This window comes from Microcella alkalica (genome assembly GCF_014595885.1).
Lineage (GTDB): Bacteria > Actinomycetota > Actinomycetes > Actinomycetales > Microbacteriaceae > Microcella > Microcella alkaliphila_B.
Map to the genome: position 1 here is coordinate 386,215 of NZ_JABUKC010000003.1, position 22,247 is coordinate 408,461.

At 72.2% G+C, this 22,247-nt stretch carries 21 protein-coding genes and 3 tRNA genes; 11 read left to right on the plus strand and 13 right to left on the minus strand.

Annotated elements, in window-relative coordinates; translation table 11 throughout:
- Positions 1-27: 27 nt before the first annotated feature.
- Positions 28-1,041 carry a tRNA lysidine(34) synthetase TilS gene (gene tilS / locus ID804_RS09590; protein WP_169079111.1) on the minus strand — a complete coding sequence of 338 codons (1,014 nt, stop codon included), beginning with the start codon at positions 1,039-1,041 and terminating at the stop codon, positions 28-30.
- A gap of 68 nt (positions 1,042-1,109) precedes the next feature.
- Here tilS and ppa point away from each other — a divergent pair, with 68 nt between their 5' ends.
- Entirely contained in the window at positions 1,110-1,601 is a 492-nt protein-coding gene (gene ppa, locus ID804_RS09595; protein ID WP_169079109.1) for an inorganic diphosphatase, read from the plus strand.
- Here the strand turns inward: ppa and ID804_RS09600 are convergent.
- The 3 genes from ID804_RS09600 to ID804_RS09610 are packed head-to-tail and all read right to left on the minus strand — an operon-like array spanning position 1,595 to position 5,431.
- Entirely contained in the window at positions 1,595-2,569 is a 975-nt protein-coding gene (locus tag ID804_RS09600) for a squalene cyclase (RefSeq protein WP_169079107.1), read from the minus strand. The genes ppa and ID804_RS09600 overlap by 7 nt on opposite strands.
- A 51-nt stretch (positions 2,570-2,620) precedes the next feature.
- Positions 2,621-4,075: a C40 family peptidase gene (locus ID804_RS09605; RefSeq protein ID WP_169079105.1), complete on the minus strand. Its 1,455-nt coding sequence runs from the start codon at positions 4,073-4,075 to the stop codon at positions 2,621-2,623.
- Between the two features lie 9 nt (positions 4,076-4,084).
- On the minus strand, positions 4,085-5,431 hold the full coding sequence (locus ID804_RS09610; RefSeq protein WP_169079103.1) for a M23 family metallopeptidase: 1,347 nt from the start codon (positions 5,429-5,431) through the stop codon (positions 4,085-4,087).
- A 327-nt stretch (positions 5,432-5,758) separates the two neighbouring features.
- Here ID804_RS09610 and ID804_RS09615 point away from each other — a divergent pair.
- The 7 genes from ID804_RS09615 to ID804_RS09645 all read left to right on the plus strand — a co-directional run bounded on the left by ID804_RS09615 (position 5,759) and on the right by ID804_RS09645 (position 10,838).
- Positions 5,759-5,834 (plus strand) — tRNA-Glu (locus tag ID804_RS09615).
- A gap of 28 nt (positions 5,835-5,862) precedes the next feature.
- Positions 5,863-5,939: transfer RNA gene (locus tag ID804_RS09620), tRNA-Asp, on the plus strand.
- Positions 5,940-5,999: 60 nt separating this feature from the next.
- Positions 6,000-6,075: transfer RNA gene (locus ID804_RS09625), tRNA-Phe, on the plus strand.
- A 222-nt stretch (positions 6,076-6,297) separates the two neighbouring features.
- On the plus strand, positions 6,298-8,460 hold the full coding sequence (gene katG, locus ID804_RS09630; protein WP_169079101.1) for a catalase/peroxidase HPI: 2,163 nt from the start codon (positions 6,298-6,300) through the stop codon (positions 8,458-8,460).
- 123 nt (positions 8,461-8,583) lie between these two features.
- Positions 8,584-9,480 (plus strand): HNH endonuclease, encoded by an 897-nt coding sequence (locus ID804_RS09635; protein ID WP_223159073.1) that lies wholly within the window; start codon positions 8,584-8,586, stop codon positions 9,478-9,480.
- A gap of 41 nt (positions 9,481-9,521) precedes the next feature.
- Positions 9,522-9,980 (plus strand): iron chaperone, encoded by a 459-nt coding sequence (locus ID804_RS09640; protein WP_169079099.1) that lies wholly within the window; start codon positions 9,522-9,524, stop codon positions 9,978-9,980.
- A gap of 63 nt (positions 9,981-10,043) precedes the next feature.
- Entirely contained in the window at positions 10,044-10,838 is a 795-nt protein-coding gene (locus ID804_RS09645; protein WP_169079097.1) for a DUF554 domain-containing protein, read from the plus strand.
- A 13-nt stretch (positions 10,839-10,851) separates the two neighbouring features.
- Here ID804_RS09645 and ID804_RS09650 read toward each other — a convergent pair whose 3' ends face one another.
- A complete protein-coding gene (locus tag ID804_RS09650) occupies positions 10,852-11,304 on the minus strand; it encodes a rhodanese-like domain-containing protein (protein WP_169079095.1) in 453 nt (150 codons plus the stop codon).
- A gap of 60 nt (positions 11,305-11,364) precedes the next feature.
- On the opposite strand from ID804_RS09650, the gene ID804_RS09655 reads away from it, so the two are divergent.
- The gene (locus ID804_RS09655; protein WP_169079093.1) at positions 11,365-11,628 is read left to right on the plus strand and encodes a glutaredoxin family protein; all 264 of its coding nucleotides are present in this window, start codon (positions 11,365-11,367) and stop codon (positions 11,626-11,628) included.
- 10 nt (positions 11,629-11,638) lie between these two features.
- Here the strand turns inward: ID804_RS09655 and ID804_RS09660 are convergent, their stop codons facing one another.
- Entirely contained in the window at positions 11,639-12,367 is a 729-nt protein-coding gene (locus tag ID804_RS09660; protein WP_169079091.1) for a dienelactone hydrolase family protein, read from the minus strand.
- 155 nt (positions 12,368-12,522) lie between these two features.
- On the opposite strand from ID804_RS09660, the gene ID804_RS09665 reads away from it, so the two are divergent.
- Positions 12,523-13,260, plus strand: coding sequence for an SDR family oxidoreductase (locus ID804_RS09665; protein WP_169079089.1), 738 nt, complete (start codon positions 12,523-12,525; stop codon positions 13,258-13,260).
- A gap of 86 nt (positions 13,261-13,346) precedes the next feature.
- Here ID804_RS09665 and ID804_RS09670 read toward each other — a convergent pair whose 3' ends face one another.
- Positions 13,347-15,506: an acyl-CoA dehydrogenase family protein gene (locus tag ID804_RS09670; RefSeq protein WP_169079087.1), complete on the minus strand. Its 2,160-nt coding sequence runs from the start codon at positions 15,504-15,506 to the stop codon at positions 13,347-13,349.
- A 264-nt stretch (positions 15,507-15,770) separates the two neighbouring features.
- Between ID804_RS09670 and ID804_RS09675 the strand changes: the two genes are divergently transcribed.
- On the plus strand, positions 15,771-16,151 hold the full coding sequence (locus ID804_RS09675; protein WP_169079085.1) for a thioredoxin family protein: 381 nt from the start codon (positions 15,771-15,773) through the stop codon (positions 16,149-16,151).
- Positions 16,152-16,157: 6 nt separating this feature from the next.
- Here the strand turns inward: ID804_RS09675 and ID804_RS09680 are convergent, their stop codons facing one another.
- The 6 genes from ID804_RS09680 to ypfJ form a co-directional block, all read right to left on the minus strand.
- Positions 16,158-16,883 (minus strand): lysophospholipid acyltransferase family protein, encoded by a 726-nt coding sequence (locus tag ID804_RS09680; RefSeq protein WP_317451252.1) that lies wholly within the window; start codon positions 16,881-16,883, stop codon positions 16,158-16,160.
- Between the two features lie 21 nt (positions 16,884-16,904).
- A complete protein-coding gene (locus ID804_RS09685; RefSeq protein WP_169079083.1) occupies positions 16,905-17,522 on the minus strand; it encodes a GNAT family N-acetyltransferase in 618 nt (205 codons plus the stop codon).
- Positions 17,509-19,506, minus strand: coding sequence for a DNA helicase RecQ (gene recQ, locus ID804_RS09690; RefSeq protein WP_169079081.1), 1,998 nt, complete (start codon positions 19,504-19,506; stop codon positions 17,509-17,511). Before recQ ends, ID804_RS09685 begins: the two co-directional genes overlap by 14 nt.
- Positions 19,507-19,579: 73 nt before the next feature.
- Positions 19,580-20,149, minus strand: coding sequence for a serine O-acetyltransferase EpsC (epsC, locus tag ID804_RS09695; protein ID WP_169079079.1), 570 nt, complete (start codon positions 20,147-20,149; stop codon positions 19,580-19,582).
- Positions 20,150-21,085, minus strand: a complete 936-nt coding sequence (gene cysK / locus ID804_RS09700; protein ID WP_169079077.1) for a cysteine synthase A — start codon at positions 21,083-21,085, stop codon at positions 20,150-20,152.
- Positions 21,086-21,265: 180 nt separating this feature from the next.
- A complete protein-coding gene (gene ypfJ, locus ID804_RS09705) occupies positions 21,266-22,144 on the minus strand; it encodes a KPN_02809 family neutral zinc metallopeptidase (RefSeq protein ID WP_169079075.1) in 879 nt (292 codons plus the stop codon).
- Positions 22,145-22,247: the final 103 nt, after the last annotated feature.

Here is a 22,247-nt window from a genome sequence, read left to right on the forward strand (position 1 = left end):
GTGAAGGACCTCATCGAGACCCCCCGATCAGGCTCCCGCCGAGAAGATGATGCGCTCGCCCACCCGCGTCGCGCGAACACCACCGGGGAGATCGATGGGGCCCTGTCCCCGCCATTCGGTCACGAGGCGCGCGACCTCGAGCGTCTGCACTCGAGTGAGCGCGACGCCGAACTCGCTCGCGACCACGTGGCGCAGTATGCGCTGGCGCAGCGCCGCCGGATTCGCGGAGAGCGCCCCGACGAGCACGGCGATGCCGGCCTCGGCGTGCTCGACGATCTCTTCGATGAACTCGTCGATCTGCTCGACGAACGCCCGCTCGTCCTCCCGCAGCTGCTCGGCCGTGCGAGCGAGCGCTTCGGCGATGCCCGGACCGAGCTCGGCCTCGAGCACCGGCAGGACGCGCTCGCGCACGCGAACCCGCGCGAAACTCGCCTCGGAGTTGTGGGGGTCGTGCCACGGCTCGAGCCCCGCGTCGGCGCAGGCCTGCGCGAGCACGGCTCGGCGCAGCCCGAGCAGCGGCCGGCGATACAACCCGGCGACCTCGGCCATGCCGGCGAGGCTGAGCGTGCCGCTGCCGCGCGCGAGGCCGAGCAGCACGGTCTCGGCCTGGTCGTCCATCGTGTGGCCGAGCAGCACGGCGGCGGCGTCGAGCTCGCGCGCAGCATCCTCGAACGCCGCGTACCGGGCCGCGCGCGCCGCAGCCTCGGGGCCGCCCTGCGTGCCGACCGCGACGCGCACAACGCGCACGGGGTCGAGGCCGAGCTCGCGCACCTGCGTGGCCGCGCGCTCGGCGACGTCGGCGGATCCTTCCTGCAGGTCGTGGTCGACGACGATCGCGCCCGCCCGGCGACCGCGGCGCGGGGCCTCGAACGCGGCGGCCGCGGCGAGCGCGAGCGAGTCGGGGCCGCCGCTCAGCGCGACGAGCGCGAGCGCGCCCTCCGGCAGGGCGGCGAGGTGCTCGCGCACCGCGCGGCGCGCGACCGCGATCGGGGGCGTGAGGCGCGGGCGGCGGCGGCCGTCCGAGGGGCGCTCGGGGGGCATCCACTAAGGTTAGAGCCGCCTCCGGCCGGGCCGAGGCCGACGATCTTCCCCCCACGCAAGGAGCGTTCATGGGCGCCTACACCGCCGTCATCGAGATCCCCAAGGGCAGCCGCAACAAGTACGAGGTCGACCACGAGACGGGTCGCGTGTACCTCGACCGTGTGCTGTACACGACGTTCGTCTACCCCACCGACTACGGATTCTTCGAGAACACGCTCGGCCTCGACGGCGACCCGGTCGACGTGCTCGTGCTGCTCGACTACCCGCTGTTCCCGGGCGTGGGCGTGAGCGTGCGCCCCGTCGGCGTGTTCAACATGACCGACGACGGCGGCAGCGACGCGAAGGTCATCGCGGTGCCCGCGAAGGATCCGCGGTGGGCGCACATCCAGGACGTCGACGACATCCCCGAGTTCACCCGCAAGGAGATCGAGCACTTCTTCGAGCACTACAAGGATCTCGAGCCCGGCAAGTGGGTCAAGACCGAGGGCTGGGGCGACGCGGCCGAGGCCGAGGCGATCATCGAGGCCGGCCTGAAGGCCTTCGTGCCCGGGGGTCACTGACCGGCTGACTCCCACCAGTCGAGCGAGCGGGTGCCGAGGTAGGTGAGCCACGGCGACCGCTCGCCGACGGGCACGTCGAGCTCGAGCCAGACGCGGCCCGGGTAGCGGCGCTCCTGGATCCAGGTGCCGTCGGGCTGACGCTCGGCGCGGATGCTCTGCACGGCGTCGGCCAGGCGCTCGTCCGGCGGTACGCCGTCGTGCACCGACGCGGCCCGGAAGTAGTCGACCGCGCGGAAGGCCGTGTACCGCCACCGGTACGGCCACGCGATGCGCGTCACCCACGGCCCGAGCAGCTCGCCCGTCGACTCGCGGTAGAGCAGGCGCCGCCGCAGCAGGTACTCCTCGGCGCGGTGACGGGCGTCGCGCAGTCGTGTGTCGCCCGTGCGCTGCTCCCAGTCGAGGATGCTCACGAGCGCGTTGAGCGTCGAGTGCACCGAGGCGCGGCTCGAGCCCTCGACCCACTCGCAGTTCCAGCCGCCCTCGGCCATCTCGTGCTCGGCGAACCAGTCGGCGAGCTGCCCCATGTCGCGGCCGAGCCAGGCGCCGTTGGCCAAGGTCCAGCCGTTGATGCACGCGTCGACCTCGCCGCCCCAGTAGGGCAGGTCGTCGTACTCCCACCGCGCGTTCGCCTCGAGCTTCTCGGCGGTGCCGGCGAGCACGGCAGCGTCGAGCCCGCCCTCGCGCAGGGTTGACAGGGTCCACGTCGTCGCGGTGTACGGCTGCCCGGCGTCGTGCGCGCCCTCCGGCCCGTCAGGGTCGAAGTCGGCCGGGAAGTACGCGCCGCCCGCCCACTGCCCATCGGCCTCCTGGTGCGCGAGCAGCTGCGCGCCGATGCCCTCGGTGGCGACGCGGGCGCGGGTCGCCTGCCACACGGTCTCGGGCTCACCGGCGAGGTCGCGCTCGACCCGCCAGCGCAGCATCGGGTCGGAGTCGAGCATCCACTGCATCACGTCGTCGCTGACCGGCATGCCGCGAGCGTAGACCCCACCGCCGACGACGGGGCGGATGCTCGGCGCGCGCTACGCGGTCGGGCGCGCGACGAACGGCACGAGGTCGTAGGTGTACACCGGCCACTCGCGCACGGTGCGGCCCGGCGAGGGCGCCTCGATCATGCGGTTGCCGCCGACGTAGATGGCGACGTGGTACTTCGAGCCGCTCGTCGAGCCGCCCGCCGCGTAGAAGATGAGGTCGCCGGGCTGGCGCTGCGCGTACGGCACGAGCTGCCCGCGCGACTGCGCGGCGCGGTACTGCATCGTCGCGCCGTGCCCGCCGATCGAGTACCCGGCGGCGGCGTAGGCCTGCATCGTGAGGCCGGAGCAGTCCCAGGCGTCGGGGCCGCGGCCGGCGAAGGCGTAGGGCTCGCCGAGCTGCTGACGCGCGAACGCGATCGCCGTCGCGACGGCCGCCGCGTTCGGCGGGCCGACGCTCGACGGCGGCGGCGTCGTCGGGGTCGGGGTGGGCGTCGGTGCCGGGCTCGGCTGCTGCGTCGCCGTCGGCGTCGGGCTCGGCGCGGGGGTCTGCGTCGCCGTCGGCCGCGGCGCGGGGGTCTGCGTCGCCGTCGGCCGCGGCGTCGGCGTGCTCGTCGCGGTCGGCGCGGGGCTCGGCGACGAGGGGCGCGGGATGCTCGGGCTCGGCGACGGCGCCCCCGTCGCGGTCGGCGACGGGGTCGGCCTCGCCGGCGTGCTCGGGCTCGGCGACGGAGCGGGCTGCTCGCCCGGCTGCTCGGCCGGGGGCGCTGCTGCAATGGACTCCAGGTACGCGCGCTCGAGCTCGACCGAGCGGCCCGTGAGTGCGGCGAGGCGCAGCGAGAGCTCGTCCATGGCGGCGGTCTGCTCCGCCACGGCCTGCTCGGCGGCCGCGACCGACTCGGCGGCGCGATCGAAGGCCTGCTCGGCCTCGACGGAGCGATCCTCCAGGGCGGTGCGCGCAGCATCCGCCTGATCGGCGAGGGCGCGCGCCGTGTTCTGGTCGTACGTCGCGAGGGCCATGAGGGCGGCGGAGTGCTCGCCGAGCTTCGTCATCGAGCCCAGCCGCCACAGCAGCCCGTCGGCGTCGCCACCGATGAGCAGGCTCGTGGTGATGTCGCCGTGGCCGGCGCGCATGAGCTGCGTCGCGAGCTGACCGGCACGCTGCGCCGACGCGGCGGCGCGCTCACCGGCGGCGGCCTCGCGCCGCTCGAGCGAGGCGAGCGTCGCGGCGGCCTCGTCGACGGCGACGAGCGCGAGGGCGTACTCCTCGGCCGCCATCTGGGCGTCGCGGGCAGCGGCGGCGTAGGTGGCCTCGAGCTCGCGCACGGCGTCGGCGATGCGCTCGATCGCGGCCTCCGTCGCGGCGACGTCGCCCTTCGCCTGCTGCACCTCGTCCCAGGTGGGGGCGTCGTCGGGTGCGGCGATCGCGGGGGTCACCCCGAGCCCAAGGATCAGAGCCGTCGCGAGTGCGACGGCTCCGATGACCTGGCGCTCGGGGCGCCGCATCAGCGCCGCCTACCCAAGACCGACCCCGCGTTGCGCCATGAAGGGCTGGGGGTCGATCGCGGTGCCACCGGTGCGCACCTCGAAGTGCAGGTGGCAGCCGTTGGAGGCGCCCGTGCTGCCGACCACGGCGATCGTCTGGCCGACCGCGACGGTGTCGCCGTACCCGACGCGGATGCCGCCGTCGAGGATGTGCGCGTAGCCGGTCGTCAGGCCGTTGCCGTGGTTGATCATGACGAAGTTGCCGTAGGTGCCGTTCCAGCCGGCGTAGATGACGGTGCCGCTCGCGGCGGCCGCGATCGGCTGGCCGCAGCTCGCCGCGATGTCGGTGCCGGTGTGCAGGCGGTACGTGCCGTAGATGGGGTGGATGCGGTAGCCGTAGGGCGACGAGACCCAGCCGTAGGCCGGGCGGGTCCAGCCGCTCGCCGTGACCCCGCCTCCGCCGCCGTTCCCGGCGTTGGCGGCCGCCTCTGCGGCACGACGGCGCTCCTCCTCGAGGCGGCGCTGCTCCTCGCGGCGCTTGCGCTCCTCCTCCTCCTTGCGGATGCGCTCACCCTCGGCCCACTGCGCCTCGGTGATCTGCAGGTCCTCCTCGAGCACCTGGATCTGCACCTCGAGCCGCGCCCTGTTCTCCTCCTGCTCGGCGACGGCGGCTGCCGCGGCGGCCGCGGCCTCCTGCGCCTGCTGGAAGGCGGCCTCGGCGGCGACGCGTAGCTCCTCGCGCTTCTCCTTCGCGACGAGCGCCTGGTCGGCGAACGACTGCGCCGCCTGCTGGTCGCGCAGCGCGGCGGCGTAGATGCCCTCGGCCTGCTCGGAGATCTTGCTCGCGTAGCCCAGGCGCGACAGCAGCGCCTCAGCCTGGTCGGGGTTGCCGAAGAGCGAGGCCGACAGGTCGGCGCCGCCCGCGCGCGACAGCTCGGCGACGAACTGGCCGGCGCGCTGGCGCGACTCCTCGGCCTTCGCGGCGGCCTCGTCGGACTTGCGCTGCAGCTCGTCGGCCTGGAACGCCGCCTCATCGAAGGCGAGCTGGGCCTCCTCGTAGAGCGCGCCGAGGCGCTCTGCCTCGGCCTGGGCCGCTTGCGCAGCCTGCTCGAGCTGCGCGATCAGCGCGCGCAGCTCGTCGGCCTTCTGCTTGGCGCCGTTGACGTTGTTGCGCGCCTCGAGCACGTCATCCCACGACGGGTAGGTCGCGGCGAAGGCGGGGCGCTCGCTCGACGCGATGCCGACCGGCAACAGCAGCAGGGCGGCGGCGACGCCCGCGACGAGGGCCGTCAGTCGGCCTCGGCGGAGTGCGGTGACACGACCTGCGGGGAGGGCTCGACGAGGCGTCGTCGCGCTCGTCGCGGTGCCTCGGCCCATTCCGCTCCCCCAGCGTGCGTGCTCGTGCATGTCGTCTTTCCCCACCGGTGCTCGCGTTATGTCGCAACAGTCACACGCGCACCATCGTTAACACTAACAACGGATCCTCACCGTGGCGAGGCACCCGAACAGGGGAGTGTGCGATTCGCGCACTCCCGACCGTCGCGGGCACCGTAACCCGCGGCTCCCCCGTCACTCGGGAGGCGTCGCGGTCGGTCGCCGAACCGGGCTGCAGGCGGCGGATGCCCGCCGAGGGCCCCGGTTTGGCGTTTCGTCGAGCCGCCGGGTATGCTCGTGCCTCGGTTGCTGTACGGCTCGCGCCGCTTCGGCCCCATCGTTTAGTGGCCTAGGACACCGCCCTTTCACGGCGGCAGCACGGGTTCGAATCCCGTTGGGGTCACCAGACCGCAGCAGTACAATTCAATACGCATGGCCCTGTAGCGCAGTTGGTTAGCGTGCCGCCCTGTCACGGCGGAGGTCGCGGGTTCAAGTCCCGTCAGGGTCGCCATGGCGACGAGCCCTCTCCTCGGAGGGGGCTCGTTCCGTCAGGGGCGATGTCTCGCCCAGAGGCTCTGTAGCTCAGTTGGTAGAGCGCACGACTGAAAATCGTGAGGTCACGGGATCGACGCCCGTCGGAGCCACCACCACTTCACCGCCGAACGACCCCCGCCTAGCGCGGGGGTCTTCTGCATTGCGCGAGGGCTGTTCGCCTGACGACGACGCCGCGTCGAGCATCCGCCGTCGCCCACTGAACTCGCAGTGCCAGATTGCTAGCCTGGCCACGCATCCCCCGCCCTGGAGCGCCGCACGGCGCTGTTCCGCCCTGCCCTCCTCGGCGCCCGATCAGTGACCAGAAAGAGGAATTCGTGACGGAACTCCCCGGCACCTGCCCCGTCGTCCACGGCTCGCACACCTCGCAGGGCATCGCCCAGCAGTGGTGGCCGAAGTCGCTCAACCTCGACATCCTCGCGCAGCACGACACGAAGACGAACCCGCTCGGGGCCGACTTCGACTACCGGGAGGAGCTGAAGAAGCTCGACGTCGACGCGCTCATCGCCGACGTGAAGCAGCTGCTCGTCACGAGCCAGAGCTGGTGGCCGGCCGACTGGGGGCACTACGGCGGCCTCATGATCCGCATGGCGTGGCACTCGGCGGGCACCTACCGCATCGCCGACGGCCGTGGCGGCGCCGGCACGGGCACGCTGCGCTTCGAGCCGCTCAACTCGTGGCCCGACAACGCCAACCTCGACAAGGCGCGCCGTCTGCTGTGGCCCATCAAGAAGAAGTACGGCAACCGCATCAGCTGGGCCGACCTCATGGTGCTCGCCGGCACCCTCGCCTACGAGTCGATGGGGCTGAAGACCTACGGCTACTCGTTCGGCCGCGAAGACCTGTGGGGCCCCGAGAAGGACACCTACTGGGGCAGCGAGGATCAGTGGCTCGCCCCGAGCGACGAGCGCTACGAGAACGTCGACGACCCCGGCACGATGGAGAACCCGCTCGCCGCCGTGCAGATGGGCCTTATCTACGTGAACCCCGAGGGCGTCAACGGCAAGCCCGACCCGCTGAAGACCGCCGCCCACGTGCGCGAGACCTTCGCCCGCATGGCGATGAACGACGAGGAGACCGTCGCCCTCACCGCCGGCGGCCACACCGTCGGCCGCACCCACGGCAACGGCCGCGCCGAGAACCTCGGCCCCGTGCCGGCCGGTGCCGACATCAGCGAGCAGGGCCTCGGCTGGAACAACCACGTCAGCCGCGGCGTCGGCAAAGACACGGTCACTAGCGGCATCGAGGGGGCCTGGACAACCCACCCCACCCAGTGGGACAACGGCTACTTCGACCTGTTGTTCACGTACGAGTGGGAGCTGCGCCGTAGCCCCGCCGGCGCGCAGCAGTGGGAGCCGATCGGCATCGCCGAGGAGGACAAGCCCTTCGACGTCGAGGGCACCGCCCGCCAGAACCCGATCATGACCGACGCCGACATGGCGATGATCAAAGACCCGATCTACCGGAAGATCTCGGAGCGCTTCCACGCCGACCCCGCCTACTTCAGCGAGGTCTTCGCGCGCGCCTGGTTCAAGCTCACCCACCGCGACATGGGCCCCCGCACCCGCTACGTCGGGCCGCTCGTGCCGACGGAGGACCTCATCTGGCAGGACCCGGTGCCGGCGGGCCGCGCTGACTACGACGTCGACGAGGTCGCGCAGCGCATCCTCGCCAGCGGTCTGTCGTTCACCGACATGGTGACCACCGCGTGGGACTCGGCGCGCACCTACCGCGACTCCGACAAGCGCGGCGGGGCGAACGGCGCGCGGATCCGCCTCGCGCCGCAGCGCACCTGGCACGGCAACGAGCCGGAGCGCCTCGAGCGCGTGCTCACCGTCTACGAGGCGCTGTCGGCCGAGACCGGCGTGAGCGTCGCCGACCTCATCGTGCTCGGCGGCAACCTCGGCATCGAGGATGCTGCGCGCAAGGCGGGCGTCGAGGTCACGGTGCCCTTCCACCCCGGGCGCGGCGACGCGACGCAGGAGTGGACCGACGCCGACTCGTTCGCCCCGCTCGAGCCGACCCACGACGCCTTCCGCAACTACCTGCAGAAGGACTACACGGTCGGTGCCGAAGAGCTCATGCTCGACCGTGCGAGCCTCATGAACCTCACCGCGGTCGAGCTGACGTGCCTCATCGGCGGCATGCGCGTGCTCGGCACCAACTTCGGTGGCACCGCGCACGGCGTCTTCACCGACCGGGTCGGCGCGCTCACGAACGACTTCTTCGTGACGCTCACCGACATGGCCTACGTGTGGGAGCCGGCCGGCTTCAACGCCTACAACCTGCGCGACCGCTCGACCGGCCAGGTGCGCTACACGGCCACCCGCGCCGACCTCGTGTTCGGCTCGAACTCGATCCTGCGCGCCTACGCCGAGGTGTACGCGCAGGACGACAGCCGCGAGAAGCTCGTGCACGACTTCGTCGCCGCCTGGACGAAGGTCATAAACGCCGACCGCTTCGACCTCGTGGCGGGCTAGTCGGCGCCGCTGTCACCGGCCGGCGGATGCTCGGGCCGGGGTCTCTGCGGAGGCCCCGGCCCTTCCCGTCTGGCGGGCGTCAACGTGGGCGTTAGGCTGCGGGAACCGAGGTGAGGGGGCTTCATGCTGAGTAGCGAGGAGCAGGCACGTCTGCGACTTGAGGTCTTCGCCGACCTCGAGCACTTCGTCGACTCCCGAGGAGGATTCGCCAGTAAGGAGGAACTGACCGGCTTCGTCATGCGAAGCGGTCTCCGCATGCCCCTCATCGACACCGGCAGAGGTATCCGCAACCCTCAGGAGTTCGACGCGAGCCTCTCGATCGTCTCGGCCGGAGACGGTGGGCGCAACAACCCCTACGACGATGCCATCGACCGCGAGACCGGCCTCCTCCGTTACTCCTGGGCGAAGGGGCCTGTTGACGGTGGGGACAATCGGAAGCTCCTCGCCGCGCTTCACGCCGGGACGCCCCTCATCCTGTTCGAGAAGCCGCTTCCCAACCTGTATGTCCCGGTCTTCCCGGTCTATGTGATCGACATCGACTTGGAGAACCGCCACTTCATCATCGATCTCGACGACAGCAGGTTGCGCAACGGCCGCGACGTGCCGCTCGACAAGAAATACGTCGATCGGCTGGTGAAGCAGCGGGTTCACCAGCCGATGTTTCGCGCTCGGGTGCTGAGCGCGTACAACAAGCGATGCGCAGTCTGCACCCTCAAGTACCCCGAGCTGCTGGATGCGGCACACATCATCGGTGACGGCGACGAGCGCGGTCTGCCGGTCGTCACCAACGGAATGGCGATGTGCAAGATCCACCACGCGGCCTATGACCAGGACTTCCTCGGCGTGAGTCCGGACTACGTCGTGCACATCAATGAACGCCTCCTGGCCGATCGCGACGGCCCGATGCTGCAGTTCGGTCTCCAGGCGATGGACGGGAAGTCCCTCGAGCTCCCCAGCCGCCGGGATGACCGCCCCGACCGTGACCACCTAGCCGAGCGCTTCGCGCGCTTCGCCTCATAGGCGCTCTCGCCCGCAGGAGCGCCCAGGGCTAGCCTTTCGGCATGGCTGAGGGCAGAGCATCCACCGGCAACGACGGGTTCACGGCCGACGAGCGCGCCGCGATGAAGGAGCGGGCGGCCGAGCTGCGTGCCGAGGCGAAGCGGGCCAAGGGCGCCGCGAAGGCCGAGGCCGAACTCAACGACCTGCTCGAGGCGATCGCCAAGCTGCCCGACGAGGGCGACCGGGCGCTCGCCACACGGCTGCACGAGCTGATCATGGCGGCGGCTCCGCAGCTGGCTCCGCGCACCTGGTACGGCATGCCCGCCTACGCGCTCGATGGCAAGGTGCTGTGCTTCGTGCAGCCGGCCAGCAAGTTCGACACCCGCTACACGACGCTCGGGTTCAACGACACCGCGCAGCTCGACGACGGCGCCATGTGGCCGGCGTCGTTCGCCGTCCAAAGCATCGGGGCAGCCGAAGAGCAACGCATCACGGAGCTGGTGCGGCGCGCCGTCGGCTAGGCGCCAAACGCCGGTCGCCCTGACCCGCCACGCGCATCGTTCGCAGCCGAATAGCCTGAGAGCGTGATCGGCCTCGGCACCCTGCTCAACATCGTCACGATCGTGGTCGGCGCCGCGATCGGCGTGCTCATCGGCAACCGCCTGCCCGAGCGCACGAACCGCGTCGTCACCGACGCGCTCGGCCTCATCACGCTCGTGCTCGGCGGGCTCAACCTCGTCGCGCTGAGCGACGCCGAGTTCGTCGGCGCCGTCGGAGCCGGCGGCACCTTCCTGGTCGTGATCGGCGCGCTGCTGATCGGCAGCATCGTCGGCTCGCTCGCCGGCATCGAGGCGCGGCTCGAGCGGTTCGGCGGCTGGCTGCAGCGCCGCTTCACGCGGCCGGCGAAGAAGGATGCTGTGCCCACGCATCCCGACGAGGCCCCGCTCGCCCTCACCGGCCGCGACCGCTTCATCACCGGGTTCGTCGACGCCTCGCTCGTGTTCGCGATCGGCCCGCTCGCGATCCTCGGCGCATTCCAGGACGGCACCGGCCAGGGCTTCGACCAGCTCGCGCTCAAGTCGACGCTCGACGGCTTCGCGTCGATCGCGTTCGCCGCCTCGCTCGGCTGGGGCGTCGCGTTCTCCGCCATCCCCGTCGGCATCTGGCAGGGGCTGCTGACGGTGCTCGCGTTCTTCCTCGGCACAGTCATGTCGGGCGCCGCGATCGCCGCACTGACCGCGACGGGCGGCGTGCTGCTGCTCGGCGTCGGCCTGCGCCTGCTCAACGTGCGCGCGGTGTCGGTCGCCGACATGCTGCCGGCCCTCGTCGTCGCCCCGCTGCTGACGGTCGGCGTGCAGGCGCTGGGTCTCGCGGGCTAGTCGCCGCCGCTGCTCAGCAGGCGCAGCTGACCGTGTGCTCGACCGGCGCTGTCAGCGGGTCGACCGCCCGGTGGATCGGTCCGCCCGCGCCCTCGACCGGGTAGCCCTCGCGCGCCCAGTACTCGAACCCGCCGAGCATCTCCTTCACGGGCACGCCGAGCGAGGCCAGCTCGAGCGCCGCCTTGGCGCCGCCGTTGCAGCCGGGCCCCCAGCAGTACACGACGACGGGGATGCCCGCCTCGAGCTCTCCGATCCGCGACGCCAGCTCCTGCCGGGGGATGTGCCGCGCGCCCACCACGTGCCCCTGATCCCAGGCCGCCTGCCCGCGCACGTCGACGAGCGCGAACCGCGCACCGGCCTCGAGCGCCGCCGCGACATCCGATGCATCGGTCTCGAAGCGGATGCGCGCCGCGTAGTGCGCCGCGATCGCCGCGGGCTCACCGAACTCTCCGAGGGCGTTCGTCATGCGGCCATCCTACGAACCGGCGAGGGAACACTCGCAGGCCGACCGTTGTTGGCTCGAAGCATGACTGACACCTCCTTCGCCCCCGTCGACGGCTCGATCACGATGTACGGCGCCGACTGGTGCCGCGACTGCCGCCGCACCGAGGCCCTGCTCAACGACCTCGGCGTCGAGTGGACCAAGATCGACGTCGAGCACAGCGCCGAGGCCGCCGCGCAGGCGCAGGCGATCAGCGGCCGCATGAACATCCCCGTCGTCGTCTTCCCCGACGGCTCGCACCTGGTCGAGCCGAGCGACGACGCGGTGCGGGCCAAGCTGGCCGTCTAGGCCTCTCGCCCTACGCCAGCTGCCGCTGGAAGAAGCGGTGGATGCGCGACCACGCGTCCGCCGCCTCCTCCGGTGCCGGCCCGAGCCCCATCGCGGGGCCCATGAGCACGCGCATGAGCCGCGGCCCGGCCGGCCGCTCGTTGAGGAACGCGTGCCCCGCGCCGGGGCACTCGGCCACGTCGTGCTCGATGCCGCGCGCGGCGAGCGCCGCCTCCAGTCGCGCCGCCGCGCCGGGCAGCGTGCGGTCGCGCCCGCCGAAGCTGCCGACGATGGGGCACGCACCGTCGAGCGCGTCGTCGAGGTCGGCCGGCAGCATCCCGTAGTTGACGGATGCTGCGCCGAAGTCACCGGAACCTGCCAGCAGCAGCGCGAACCCGCCGCCCATGCAGAAGCCGATCACGCCCACGGTGCCGCGCGCCTCGGGCCGCGCCAGCAGCAGGGAGCGCGCGGCGGCGATGTCGTCGAAGGCCGGCCCGCGACCCTCACGCAGCGCGCGGAAGGTCGCGACCAGGCACCGCCGCCGACCGCCGCGGCTGAACAGGTCGGGCATGAGCACGAGGTAGCCGAGGCCGCGCAAGCGCTCGAGGTGGTCGCGCATCGCGTCGTCGACGCCGAAGACCTCGTGCACGACGACGAGCGCCGGGAAAGGCCCCGGCCCGTCGGGCACGCCCAGCAGGCCGCGCAGCTCACCACCGCGCGGGTCGCCGGGCTGCGGGATGACGATGTCGGTGAGGGCCACGCTCCGGATGCTATCCGGGCCACGCCCCGTGCCCCCGTGAGCATCGTCTATGAGAGGCCCGAAGTCTCTGGCGCTGACGTCGGGCGGTCACTACCGTGCCAAGCACCCAACCCGGGCTCGGCCCGACGCCGGGCCCCGTCGTTCAAGGAGGAACCATGGGAAAGCTGGACGGACGCGTCGCCCTCATCACCGGCGGCGCGCGCGGCATGGGAGCAGCGCACGCGCGGCTCATGGCGGCGGAGGGCGCGACGGTCGTCGTCGCCGACGTGCTCGACGAGGAGGGCGCGGCCCTCGCCGCCGAGGTGGGCGGCGTCTACCACCGGCTCGACGTGACCGACGAGCACGCCTGGAGCTCGGTCGTCGCGAGCGTGCACGCCGAGCAGGGCGCGATCAGCATCCTCATCAACAACGCCGGTGTGGTCGGGTTCTCGCCGATCGCGACGGCGACGACCGAGGAGTGGAACCGCGTCATCGGCATCAACCTCACCGGCACCTTCTTCGGCATGCGCGCCGTCGTCGAGTCGATGACGAGCGCGGGCGGCGGCGTCATCATCAACATCTCGTCGACCGCCGGCCTGCAGGGCTACTCGAACCTCAGCGCCTATGTCGCGAGCAAGTGGGGCGTGCGCGGGTTGACCAAGTCGGCCGCGCTCGACCTCGGGCAGCACGGCATCCGGGTGGTGTCAATCCACCCGGGGCCGATCCGCACGCCGATGACCGACGGGTTCGGCGACGAGATGACGCAGATGCAGGCGATCCCGCGCTTCGGCGAGCCGGAGGAGGTCGCGAAGCTCGCGCTCTTCCTCGCCGCCGACGCGACCTACTCGACCGGCACCGAGTTCGTCATCGACGGCGGTGCGACGGTCGGCGCCGCGCTGCAGCCGCCGCAGTAGGGAGTGGTGCGACGCGCCGCCGTCCACCACAGCGGCGGCGCGTCGCGAGCTCGGGTTCGCCGAGCGGTCGGATGCGCGGGGTGCGGCTAGCGGCGTGCCGCCTTCGCCGCCACGAGGTCTTTCTCGTCGATCGGGCGCAGGCCGCGCGCGGCCTGGTCGGCGTAGTAGGCGCGCGCCTCCTCCTGACGCTCGCGCTCGACGCCGGTCGCGATCTCGGCGCGGATGTGCTCGTCGCGCAGGCCGAACGCCTCGGTCAGGGCGAGGGCGTGCGGGCGCAGGCGCGGCAGCAGTCGACCGTCGATGTACTCGGTGATGGCCTGGGCGCGCTGGCTCGAGAGCCGGCCGTGGATGAGGTACCAGGCGAGGTTCTTCTCGATGAGCGTGAAGCCGAACAGGTCGCGCAGCCACGTCAGCACCTGCTTCGTGCCAGCGTCGGCGACGTCGTCGAGGGCGTCGGTGAAGGCCTCCCACTGCAGCAGCTCGCCGTGGGCGCGGGCGGCCTCGATGAGCTCGTTCTGGTGCCGGTTGAACAGGGCCGCCGCGTCAGCCTTGGGCAGCTTCGAGGCGGGGCGCAGGCGGGCGGCGAGCTCGGCGACCATCGTCTCGACGCGGTCCGTGAGCAGCTGGCGCTGCGCCTCGGTGCCGCGCACGTAGCCGACCGAGCGGGCGGTCGAGCCGAAGTCGGCCACGGCCTGGGCGAGCCGACGCAGGCCCGAGCGGTTCACGGCGGCCTCGCCGACCTGGTCGACCATGTAGGCGGCAAGCGCCCCCGCGTCGGCCTTCGCGAAGCGGCGCGAGTAGTCGGTCAGCAGGCGCTTGGCGACGAGCTGCAGCAGCACGTTGTTGTCGCCCTCGAAGGTGGCGTAGACGTCGAGGTCGGCGCGCAGCTGCACGAGGCGGTTCTCGGCGAGGAAGCCCTGGCCGCCGCACGCCTCGCGCGCCTCCTGGATGATGTCGAGCGCGTTCCAGGTGCTCAGCGGCTTGAGGGCCGCGGCGAGGGTCTCCAGATCCTCCCGGTCGGCGTCGGTGTCGGCGGCGCCGGAGAACACGGCATCGAACTTCTCCAGGAACACCTCGTGCGCGAACGACATCGCGTAGGTCTGCGCCAGGCGCGGCAGCAGGCGGCGCTGGTGGCGCTGGTAGTCCAGGAGCACGACCTCGTCGTCGGTCGCGGCCGTGAACTGGCGGCGCTCGCTGCCGTAGCGGATCGCGATCGTTAGGGCGAGCTTGCTCGCGACGGTGCAGGCGCCGTCGAGCGAGACGCGGCCCTGCACGAGGGTGCCGAGCATGGTGAAGAAGCGGCGGCCGGGGCTCGCGATGGGCGAGGTGTAGACGCCCTCGGCGTCGACGTGGCCGTAGCGGTCGAGCAGGTTCTCGCGCGGTACACGCACGTTCGTGAAGTGCAGGCGGCCGTTGTCGATGCCGTTGAGCCCGCCCTTCAGACCGTCGTCGTTGCCGCCCACGCCCGGCAGGAAGGCCCCCTGCTCGTCGCGGATCGGCACGTAGATCGCGTGCACGCCGTGGTTGACGCCGCGGGTGATGAGCTGGGCGAACACGACGGCCGCCTTCGCGTGCAGGGCGGCGTTGCCCAGGTAGTCCTTCCACGCGGCGCGGAACGGGGTGTGGATGACCCACTCGTCGGTCGCGGGGTCGAAGGTCGCCGTCGTGCCGACCGCCGAGACGTCGGAGCCGTGCCCGGTCTCGGTCATCGCGAAGGCGCCCGGCACCTCGAGGCTGAGCGCCGGCGGCAGCAGCTGCTGGTGGTGGCGCTCGGTGCCGAGGTGCTGGATCGCTGCGGCGAAGAGCCCCCACTGCACGCCCGACTTGATCTGCATGCTCGGGTCGCCGAGCACGAGCTCTTCGAAGCTGGCGATGTTGCCGCCGTTGTCCTCGTCGCCGCCGACCGACTTCGGGAAGGCGCGGTGCACCGAGCCGGCCTCGACGAGCAGCTTCAGCTGGCCGAGCACGCGCTCGCGGTGGGCATCCTTGCCGAGCTCGGGGTCGCGCTGGAACTCGGGGCGCGCCATGAGCTCACGAGCGTGCAGGCGGGCCTCCGCCCAACGCCCGAGCAGCTGGCGGCCGAGGCTCTCGACGTCGACCTGCACGGCCTCGGGCTCGGGAGCGGCGGGCGAGGCGGGCAGCGCGGTCGCAGCGGCGGCACCCGGGCTGGCGGGTGCCGCGGCGGCGGCTGCAGCGGTCACGTCGGTGGTGGTGTCGGCGTTCGTGGCGTCGGCGAGCTTCGTCATGAGTGTCCCCTCGTTGGAGCCGGAGCGGGGCATCCGCCTCAGCGCACGACGGCGCGAGCGAGCCCGAGGTCACGCTAGGCCTCGGTGCGCGCGGGCGTCGGGTTCGTCGTGCCCTCGCACGAACCGGGGGCGGATGCTCGGCGCGGCTTTTGGAGGAATCACTGCGTTGCTGAGCGCCTGCATGGTGGAGACCCTCGCAGTCAAGGTGTTCGCTGTGCGCGGATACCCCTGGGGGTATCTGCGCTCGTGTGCGACCATGGAGGCATGGCAACCATCGACCTCACCGCAGCCGACTTCGAGCAGACCGTCACCGCGCCCGGCATCACCCTCGTCGACTTCTGGGCCGAGTGGTGCGGCCCCTGCCGGCAGTTCGCGCCCGTCTACGACCGCGCGAGCGAGCAGCACCCCGACGTCACCTTCGGCAAGGTCGACACCGAGGCCGAGCAGCAGCTCGCCGCCGCGGCGAACATCCGCAGCATCCCGACGCTCATGGCGTTCCGCGACGGCATCCTCGTCTTCGCGCAGCCCGGCGCCCTGCCCGGCCCCGCACTCGAGCAGGTCATCACCGCGGTGAAGGGGCTCGACATGGACGAGGTGCGCGCGAAGGTCGAGGCCGCGCAGGCCGAGGCCGGGCGCGGGCAGTAGCCGGGCTCAGAGTTCGGGCTCGCCCAGCTCTGCGCGCGAGCGGAACACCCGCCTGACCTTCTCGACGACGCCGTGCGCGGGCGGCTCGTTGTAGACGCCGGCGTATTCCTGGCCGGACATGCGCTGGATCTCGGCCATGATCGCGTCGGTCGCCTGTCGTCGCGCTCGACCCGACGTGGCCGGCCCGAAGCCGCTGAGGTCGATCGGGTCGCCGAACTCCACCCGGAAGCGCACGATGCGCAGGCGCTTCGACCCGACCGGCTGGAGGTGCTGCGTGCCGGTGAGCGCGACCGGCACGACGGGCACGCCCGCGGTGAGCGCCAGCCAGGCGACGCCCGTCTTGCCGCGGTAGAGGCGACCGTCGCGCGAGCGCGTTCCCTCCGGGTAGATCGAGAACGGCTGGCCCGCCTGCAGGCGGGCCAGACCGGCGTCGAGCGCATCCTGAGCAGCCTGGCCGGCGCCTCGCTCGACCGGGATGGCGCCGACGCCGGTGAAGAAGGCGCGCGAGATCGCACCCTTCAGGCCCGTGCCGGTGAAGTAGTCGGACTTCGCCAGGAAGCTCACCGGTCGCCTGGCGAGGAGGCTGATGACGACGCTGTCGATGAACGACAGGTGGTTGCTCGCGACGACAACACCGCCGGTCTTGGGCATCCTGCGACGCCCGATGACGACGGGCCGGAAGACGAGTCGCACGATCGGGGTCAGCACGATGCGGGCGAGCAGGTTCAGCACCGGGTCATCCTGCCAGTCGAGTCATGCCGATGGCGGCATGCCGCGCTCGCGCGTCGTAGGCGGCGGAGCTGACGGCCGCCAGCGGTAGAGCACGTGTGGGCGCAGCGCGCTGCCCTCCGGCACGTTCGGATGCTCGAAGTCGCTGTCAGCGTCGCGCACCATGCCGATGCGGCGCATGACGGCCGCCGAGCGCGCGTTGCTCGTCGCCGTGAACGACAGCACCTCGTCGACTCCGAAGCGCGGAGCCGCGTCAAGCACCCGGCGTGCCGCTGTCGTCGCAGCGCCGCGCCCCCAGGCCCAGCGGGCGAGCCGCCAGCCGATCTCGACGGCGGGCGTGAACGGCGCGTCGAAGGTCGCCGTCGAGAGGCCGACGAACCCCGCGAACCGCCCGTCGACCTCGAGCGCCCAGAGCCCGAAGCCGTGGCGATGGTGGTGGGCGACGATGCGATCGATCATGGCGTCGCTCTGCGCGGGCGAGAGCGGTGCCGGGAAGTGCCGCATCACCTCGGCGTCGGCGTTGAGCGCCGCGAAGGGCGCGCGGTCGGCGTCGCGCCACGCGCGGAGCCGCACGAGGTCACCGGCCGCGCCGGCGATCGCCGCGGCGGGCTCGGCGTGAAGCGCGGCCTCAGTACCGGTCATCGGGTGGGGGCGGGAAGTACTCGTCGTCGGGCGGCACGTCGTCGACGGGGATGTCGTCGACGGGGAAGCCGGCGGCGGGGCTCTCGTGGAACGTCGGCGCAGCGGAGACGGCGGCGCGCGCGGGGGCGCTGCCCGCTCCGGTCGGCGCCTCCTCCCCCCGCACGATCGCGAGCACGGCCTCGCCGAACTGGTCGAGCTTCTTCGCGCCCACGCCGCTGATCTGGCCGAGCTCGTCGAGCGTGCGCGGCTCGGTCAGGGCGATGCCGCGCAGGGTGGCGTCGCCGAAGACGATGTAGGCGGGTGCGCCGAGCTCGCGCGCGGTCGCGGCGCGCCACGAGCGCAGCCGCTCGAACAGGGGCGAGGCGGTCGCGGGCAGATCGCTCGGCGCGCTGCGCTTCGAGGCCCGGGTGGGCCGTGCGACCTCGCGCCGCAGCCGCACCTCGCGTCGGCCGGAGAGCACCTCGGCGCTGCCCGCCGTGATGACGAGCGTGCCGTACCCGTCGCCGTGCACCGCGAGCAGGCCCTGGGCCAGCAGCTGGCGCACGACGCCCCGCCACTCCTGCTCGCTGAGCTCGGTGCCGATGCCGAAGGTCGCGAGGTCGGCGTGGCCGAGCTGCTCGACGCGCGGCGTTCGCTTGCCGAGCAGGATGTCGATGAGCTGCCCGGCGCCGTAGCGCTGGCGCCGTTCGCGCTCGAGGCGCACGATCGTGGAGAGCAGCTTCTGCGCCGGCACGGTGCCATCGAAGCTCTCCGGCGGGGCGAGGCACGTGTCGCAGTTGCCGCACGGCTGCGACTGCTGCCCGAAGTACGCCAGCAGCTGCACGCGGCGGCACTCGACGGTCTCGCACAGCGCGAGCATCGCATCCAGCAGCTGCCCCATGCGGCGCTTGTAGGCGGCGTTGCCCTCGGAGCGGTCGATCATCTGCCGCTGCTGCACGACATCCTGCAGGCCGTAGGCCAGCCACGCCGTCGACGGCAGCCCATCGCGGCCGGCGCGCCCCGTCTCCTGGTAGTAGCCCTCGACGCTCTTGGGCAGGTCGAGGTGGGCGACGAAGCGCACGTCGGGCTTGTCGATGCCCATGCCGAACGCGATCGTCGCGACCATGACGACGCCCTCCTCCCGGAGGAAACGCGACTGGTGGTCGGCGCGCGTGCGCGCGTGGAGACCCGCGTGGTACGGCAGGGCGGGGATGCCGTGCTCGACGAGTGCCGCCGCGGTCTTCTCGACGGATGCCCGCGACAGGCAGTAGACGATGCCCGCGTCACCCGGGTGCTCGGTGCGGATCAGCTGCAGCAGCTGCTGCACCGGCTGGTTCTTCGGCTCGATGCGGTATTGGATGTTCGGCCGGTCGAAGCTCGAGACGAAGGTGCGCGCCTGCTCGAGCTGCAGGCGCTGGGTGATCTCGGCCGCCGTCGCCGCCGTCGCCGTGGCGGTGAGGGCGATGCGCGGCACGCTCGGCCAGCGCTCGTGCAGCATCGACAGCGCGAGGTAGTCGGGCCGGAAGTCGTGGCCCCACTGCGAGACGCAGTGCGCCTCGTCGATCGCGAAGAGCGACACACGCAGCCGGTCGAGGAGCTCACCCGTCGACGGCACGGTGACGCGCTCGGGCGCCATGTAGAGCAGGTCGACCTCGCCCGCGGCGAGGGCGCGCTCGACCTCGCGGCGCTCGTCGGGCCCCTGGGTAGAGTTGAGGAACGCGGCGCGCACGCCGACCGCCTCGAGGGCATCCACCTGGTCTTTCATGAGGGCGATGAGCGGCGAGATGACGACGCCGACGCCCCCGCGCACGAGCGCAGGGATCTGGTAGCAGAGCGACTTGCCACCGCCGGTCGGCATGAGCACGAGCGCGTCGCCGCCCGCGACCACGTGGTCGATGATCGCCTGCTGATCGCCGCGGAACGACGGATACCCGAAGACCTCTTCGAGCACGGCCTGCGGAGTGGCGGAGCCGCGGGGGCCAGGTCGGGTCGCGGTCGTCGTCACCGCTCAAGGCTAACGGCCGCCCCCGACGCCGGCGGCGCGGGCCGCCTCGCCGTGGAGAGCGCCCGCGCGCGGCTCAGATGTGGATGGCGGGGTCGATCCAGAAGCCGTCGGCGCCCGGCGCGGTGCTCGCGCCGCGATCGAGGGGGCGGGAGACCGCGGGGATGCCCGTCGCGACCGAGTCGGGCGGGACATCCTTCACCACCAGGGCGAGCGCGCCGATCTGCGAGCGCGCCCCGATCGTGACGGGGCCGAGCACCGTCGCGCCGGCGCCGATGAGCACGCCATCGCCGACCGTCGGGTGGCGCTTGCCCTTCTCGAGCGAGCGGCCGCCGAGCGTGACGCCGTGGTACAGCATGACGTCGTCGCCGATCTCGGCCGTCTCGCCGATGACGACGCCCGTGCCGTGATCGATGAAGAAGCGACGGCCGATGCGCGCCCCCGGGTGGATCTCGATGCCGGTGAGGAACTTCGACCACTGCGAGACCAGCCGGCCAAGGAGCTTGAAGCCAGCGTTCCAGAGCCGGTGCGCCAGGCGGTGCCACCAGATCGCGTGCAGGCCCGAGGAGGTCAGGAACACCTCGAGGCCCGACCGCGCGGCGGGGTCGCGCAGTCGGGCCGTGGCGATGTCCTCGCGGATCGGCATCTAGGAGCGGAGGTCTTCGTACAGCACGCTCGAGAGGTAGCGCTCGCCGTAGCTGGCGACGATCACGACGATCGTCTTGCCGGCGTTCTCGGGGCGCTTCGCGAGCTCGACGGCGGCGTGCAGCGTCGCGCCCGACGAGATGCCGGCGAGGATGCCCTCCTCCTGTGCGGCGCGGCGGGCCATCGCCACGGCCTGGCCGATGTTGACGTCGACGATCTCGTCGTAGATCTCGCGGTCGAGCACGCCGGGCACGAAGTTGGCGCCGATGCCGGCGATCTTGTGCGGGCCGGGGGCGCCGCCGTTGAGGATAGGGCTCTCCTCCGGCTCGACGCCGAAGATCTGCACGCCCGGCTTCTGCTGCTTCAGGTACTGGCCGGTGCCGGTCAGCGTGCCGCCCGTGCCGATGCCGGAGACGAAGATGTCGACGGCGCCGTCGGTGTCGTTCCAGACTTCGGGGCCGGTGGTGGCGCGGTGGATGGCGGCGTTCGCCTCGTTCTCGAACTGGCGGGCGAGGATGGCGCCGGGGCGCTCGGAGACGATCTGCTCGGCGCGCGCGACGGCGCCCTTCATGCCCTCGCTGCCGGGCGTGAGCACGAGCTCGGCGCCGTAGGCCTTGAGCAGCATCTTGCGCTCCTCGCTCATGGTCTCGGGCATCGTCAGCACGACGTCGTAGCCGCGCGCCGCGCCGATCATCGCCAGCGCGATGCCCGTGTTGCCGCTCGTCGCCTCGACGAGGGTGCCGCCGGGCTGCAGCTCGCCGCTGGCCTCCGCGGCGTCGACGATCGCGACGCCCAGTCGGTCTTTCACGCTCGAGGAGGGGTTGAAGAACTCGAGCTTCGCGAGCACCGTGGCGCCGGCGCCGTCGGTGATCGAGTTGAGCTGCACGAGGGGCGTGTTGCCGAACACCTTCGAGATGTCGGAGTAGATGCGGGCCATGGCGGTCTCCTCAGGGGGAAGTCGTGGTGGGCGACCCGTGCGCGGGCCGGTTCTCAGCGTAGAGCGCGCGGTCAGGATGCTCACTGCGAGCCCTCCGCGCACGCGCGCACCCGAGGAAGCAACCCGCGATCGCGGCGCCCGTATTCCCGGGCTCCGACCCTGCTCGCCCCTGCTTGCGGCTCAGAGCTCGTCGCCGGGCACCGCGAAGGTGTCGCACGAGGTCACGCCGCCCTCGAAGCCGATCGTGAACCAGCGCTGGCGCTGCTCGCTCGACCCGTGGGTCCAGCTCTCGGGCGAGACCTGGCCGCTCGTCTGCTGCTGGATGCGGTCGTCGCCGATGGCTTCGGCCGCGTCGAGGGCCTGCGCGACCTGCTCACGAGTGATCGGCTCCAGCAGGGCATCCGGCCCCTCGGAGGCGGCGCCCGCCCAGGCGCCCCCGAAGCAGTCGGCCTGCAGCTCCAGGCGCACCGCGTCAGAGGTCGGGCCGGTGTCGCCGCGCTGCGCGGCCTCAAGGGCTCCGGTGAGCTTCTGCATGTGGTGACCCCACTCGTGCGCCACGACGTACATCTCGGCGAGCGGGCCGCCCTCGGCGCCGAAGCGCGTGCGCAGATCGTCGTAGAAGCCGGTGTCGAGGTAGACCGTCTCGTCGTTCGGGCAGTAGAAGGGGCCGACGGCGCTCGTCGCCTGCCCGCAGCCGGTGCTGACCGACTCGTCGAAGATGATCGCGCCCGGCCCGCGGTACTGCACGCCGATGTCGGGGGCGGCCTCGATCCAGAACTGCTCGAGCGAGACGGCGGCGCCGGCGACGCGGCAGTCGACGCTCTCGTTCGCGTCGGCGCCCGTGTCGCACTCGGCGAGCGAGCTGGCCTGCGGTTGCGGGCCGGCGCCGAGCCCGCCGCCCCCGAGGAGCCCCGTGAGGTCGACGCCGGTGAGCTGGGAGATGACGACGACGGCGATGAGGCCGAGCAGGCCCCCGCCGCCCCCGATCGCGAGACCGCGGCCCCGCCCGGAGCGTCGGACGCTGCTGCCCGAGATGTCGGCTTCGTCGCGGAAGGTCATGCGCTGAATCTATGCCGGGCATCCGGTCTCGGGAAAGGGGTTGAACACAGTCGCGGAGACGACGAACGGGGCGGAGGGCCTGGATGCCCTCCGCCCCGCTCGA

Excerpts from the sequence above, each read along its gene's own strand:
- ID804_RS09655 (WP_169079093.1), top strand. The coding sequence starts at position 11,365 with ATGACTGACACCTCCTTCGCCCCCGTCGACGGCTCGATCACGATGTAC.
- ID804_RS09665 (WP_169079089.1), top strand. The coding sequence starts at position 12,523 with ATGGGAAAGCTGGACGGACGCGTCGCCCTCATCACCGGCGGCGCGCGC.
- ID804_RS09640 (WP_169079099.1), top strand. The coding sequence starts at position 9,522 with ATGGCTGAGGGCAGAGCATCCACCGGCAACGACGGGTTCACGGCCGAC.
- ID804_RS09600 (WP_169079107.1), bottom strand. The coding sequence starts at position 2,569 with ATGCCGGTCAGCGACGACGTGATGCAGTGGATGCTCGACTCCGACCCG.
- ID804_RS09650 (WP_169079095.1), bottom strand. The coding sequence starts at position 11,304 with ATGACGAACGCCCTCGGAGAGTTCGGTGAGCCCGCGGCGATCGCGGCG.
- ppa (WP_169079109.1), top strand. The coding sequence starts at position 1,110 with ATGGGCGCCTACACCGCCGTCATCGAGATCCCCAAGGGCAGCCGCAAC.
- tilS (WP_169079111.1), bottom strand. The coding sequence starts at position 1,041 with ATGCCCCCCGAGCGCCCCTCGGACGGCCGCCGCCGCCCGCGCCTCACG.
- ID804_RS09610 (WP_169079103.1), bottom strand. The coding sequence starts at position 5,431 with ATGGGCCGAGGCACCGCGACGAGCGCGACGACGCCTCGTCGAGCCCTC.
- cysK (WP_169079077.1), bottom strand. The coding sequence starts at position 21,085 with ATGGCCCGCATCTACTCCGACATCTCGAAGGTGTTCGGCAACACGCCC.
- ID804_RS09670 (WP_169079087.1), bottom strand. The coding sequence starts at position 15,506 with ATGACGAAGCTCGCCGACGCCACGAACGCCGACACCACCACCGACGTG.
- ID804_RS09675 (WP_169079085.1), top strand. The coding sequence starts at position 15,771 with ATGGCAACCATCGACCTCACCGCAGCCGACTTCGAGCAGACCGTCACC.
- ID804_RS09605 (WP_169079105.1), bottom strand. The coding sequence starts at position 4,075 with ATGCGGCGCCCCGAGCGCCAGGTCATCGGAGCCGTCGCACTCGCGACG.
- ypfJ (WP_169079075.1), bottom strand. The coding sequence starts at position 22,144 with ATGACCTTCCGCGACGAAGCCGACATCTCGGGCAGCAGCGTCCGACGC.
- ID804_RS09635 (WP_223159073.1), top strand. The coding sequence starts at position 8,584 with ATGCTGAGTAGCGAGGAGCAGGCACGTCTGCGACTTGAGGTCTTCGCC.
- epsC (WP_169079079.1), bottom strand. The coding sequence starts at position 20,149 with ATGCCGATCCGCGAGGACATCGCCACGGCCCGACTGCGCGACCCCGCC.
- ID804_RS09685 (WP_169079083.1), bottom strand. The coding sequence starts at position 17,522 with ATGACCGGTACTGAGGCCGCGCTTCACGCCGAGCCCGCCGCGGCGATC.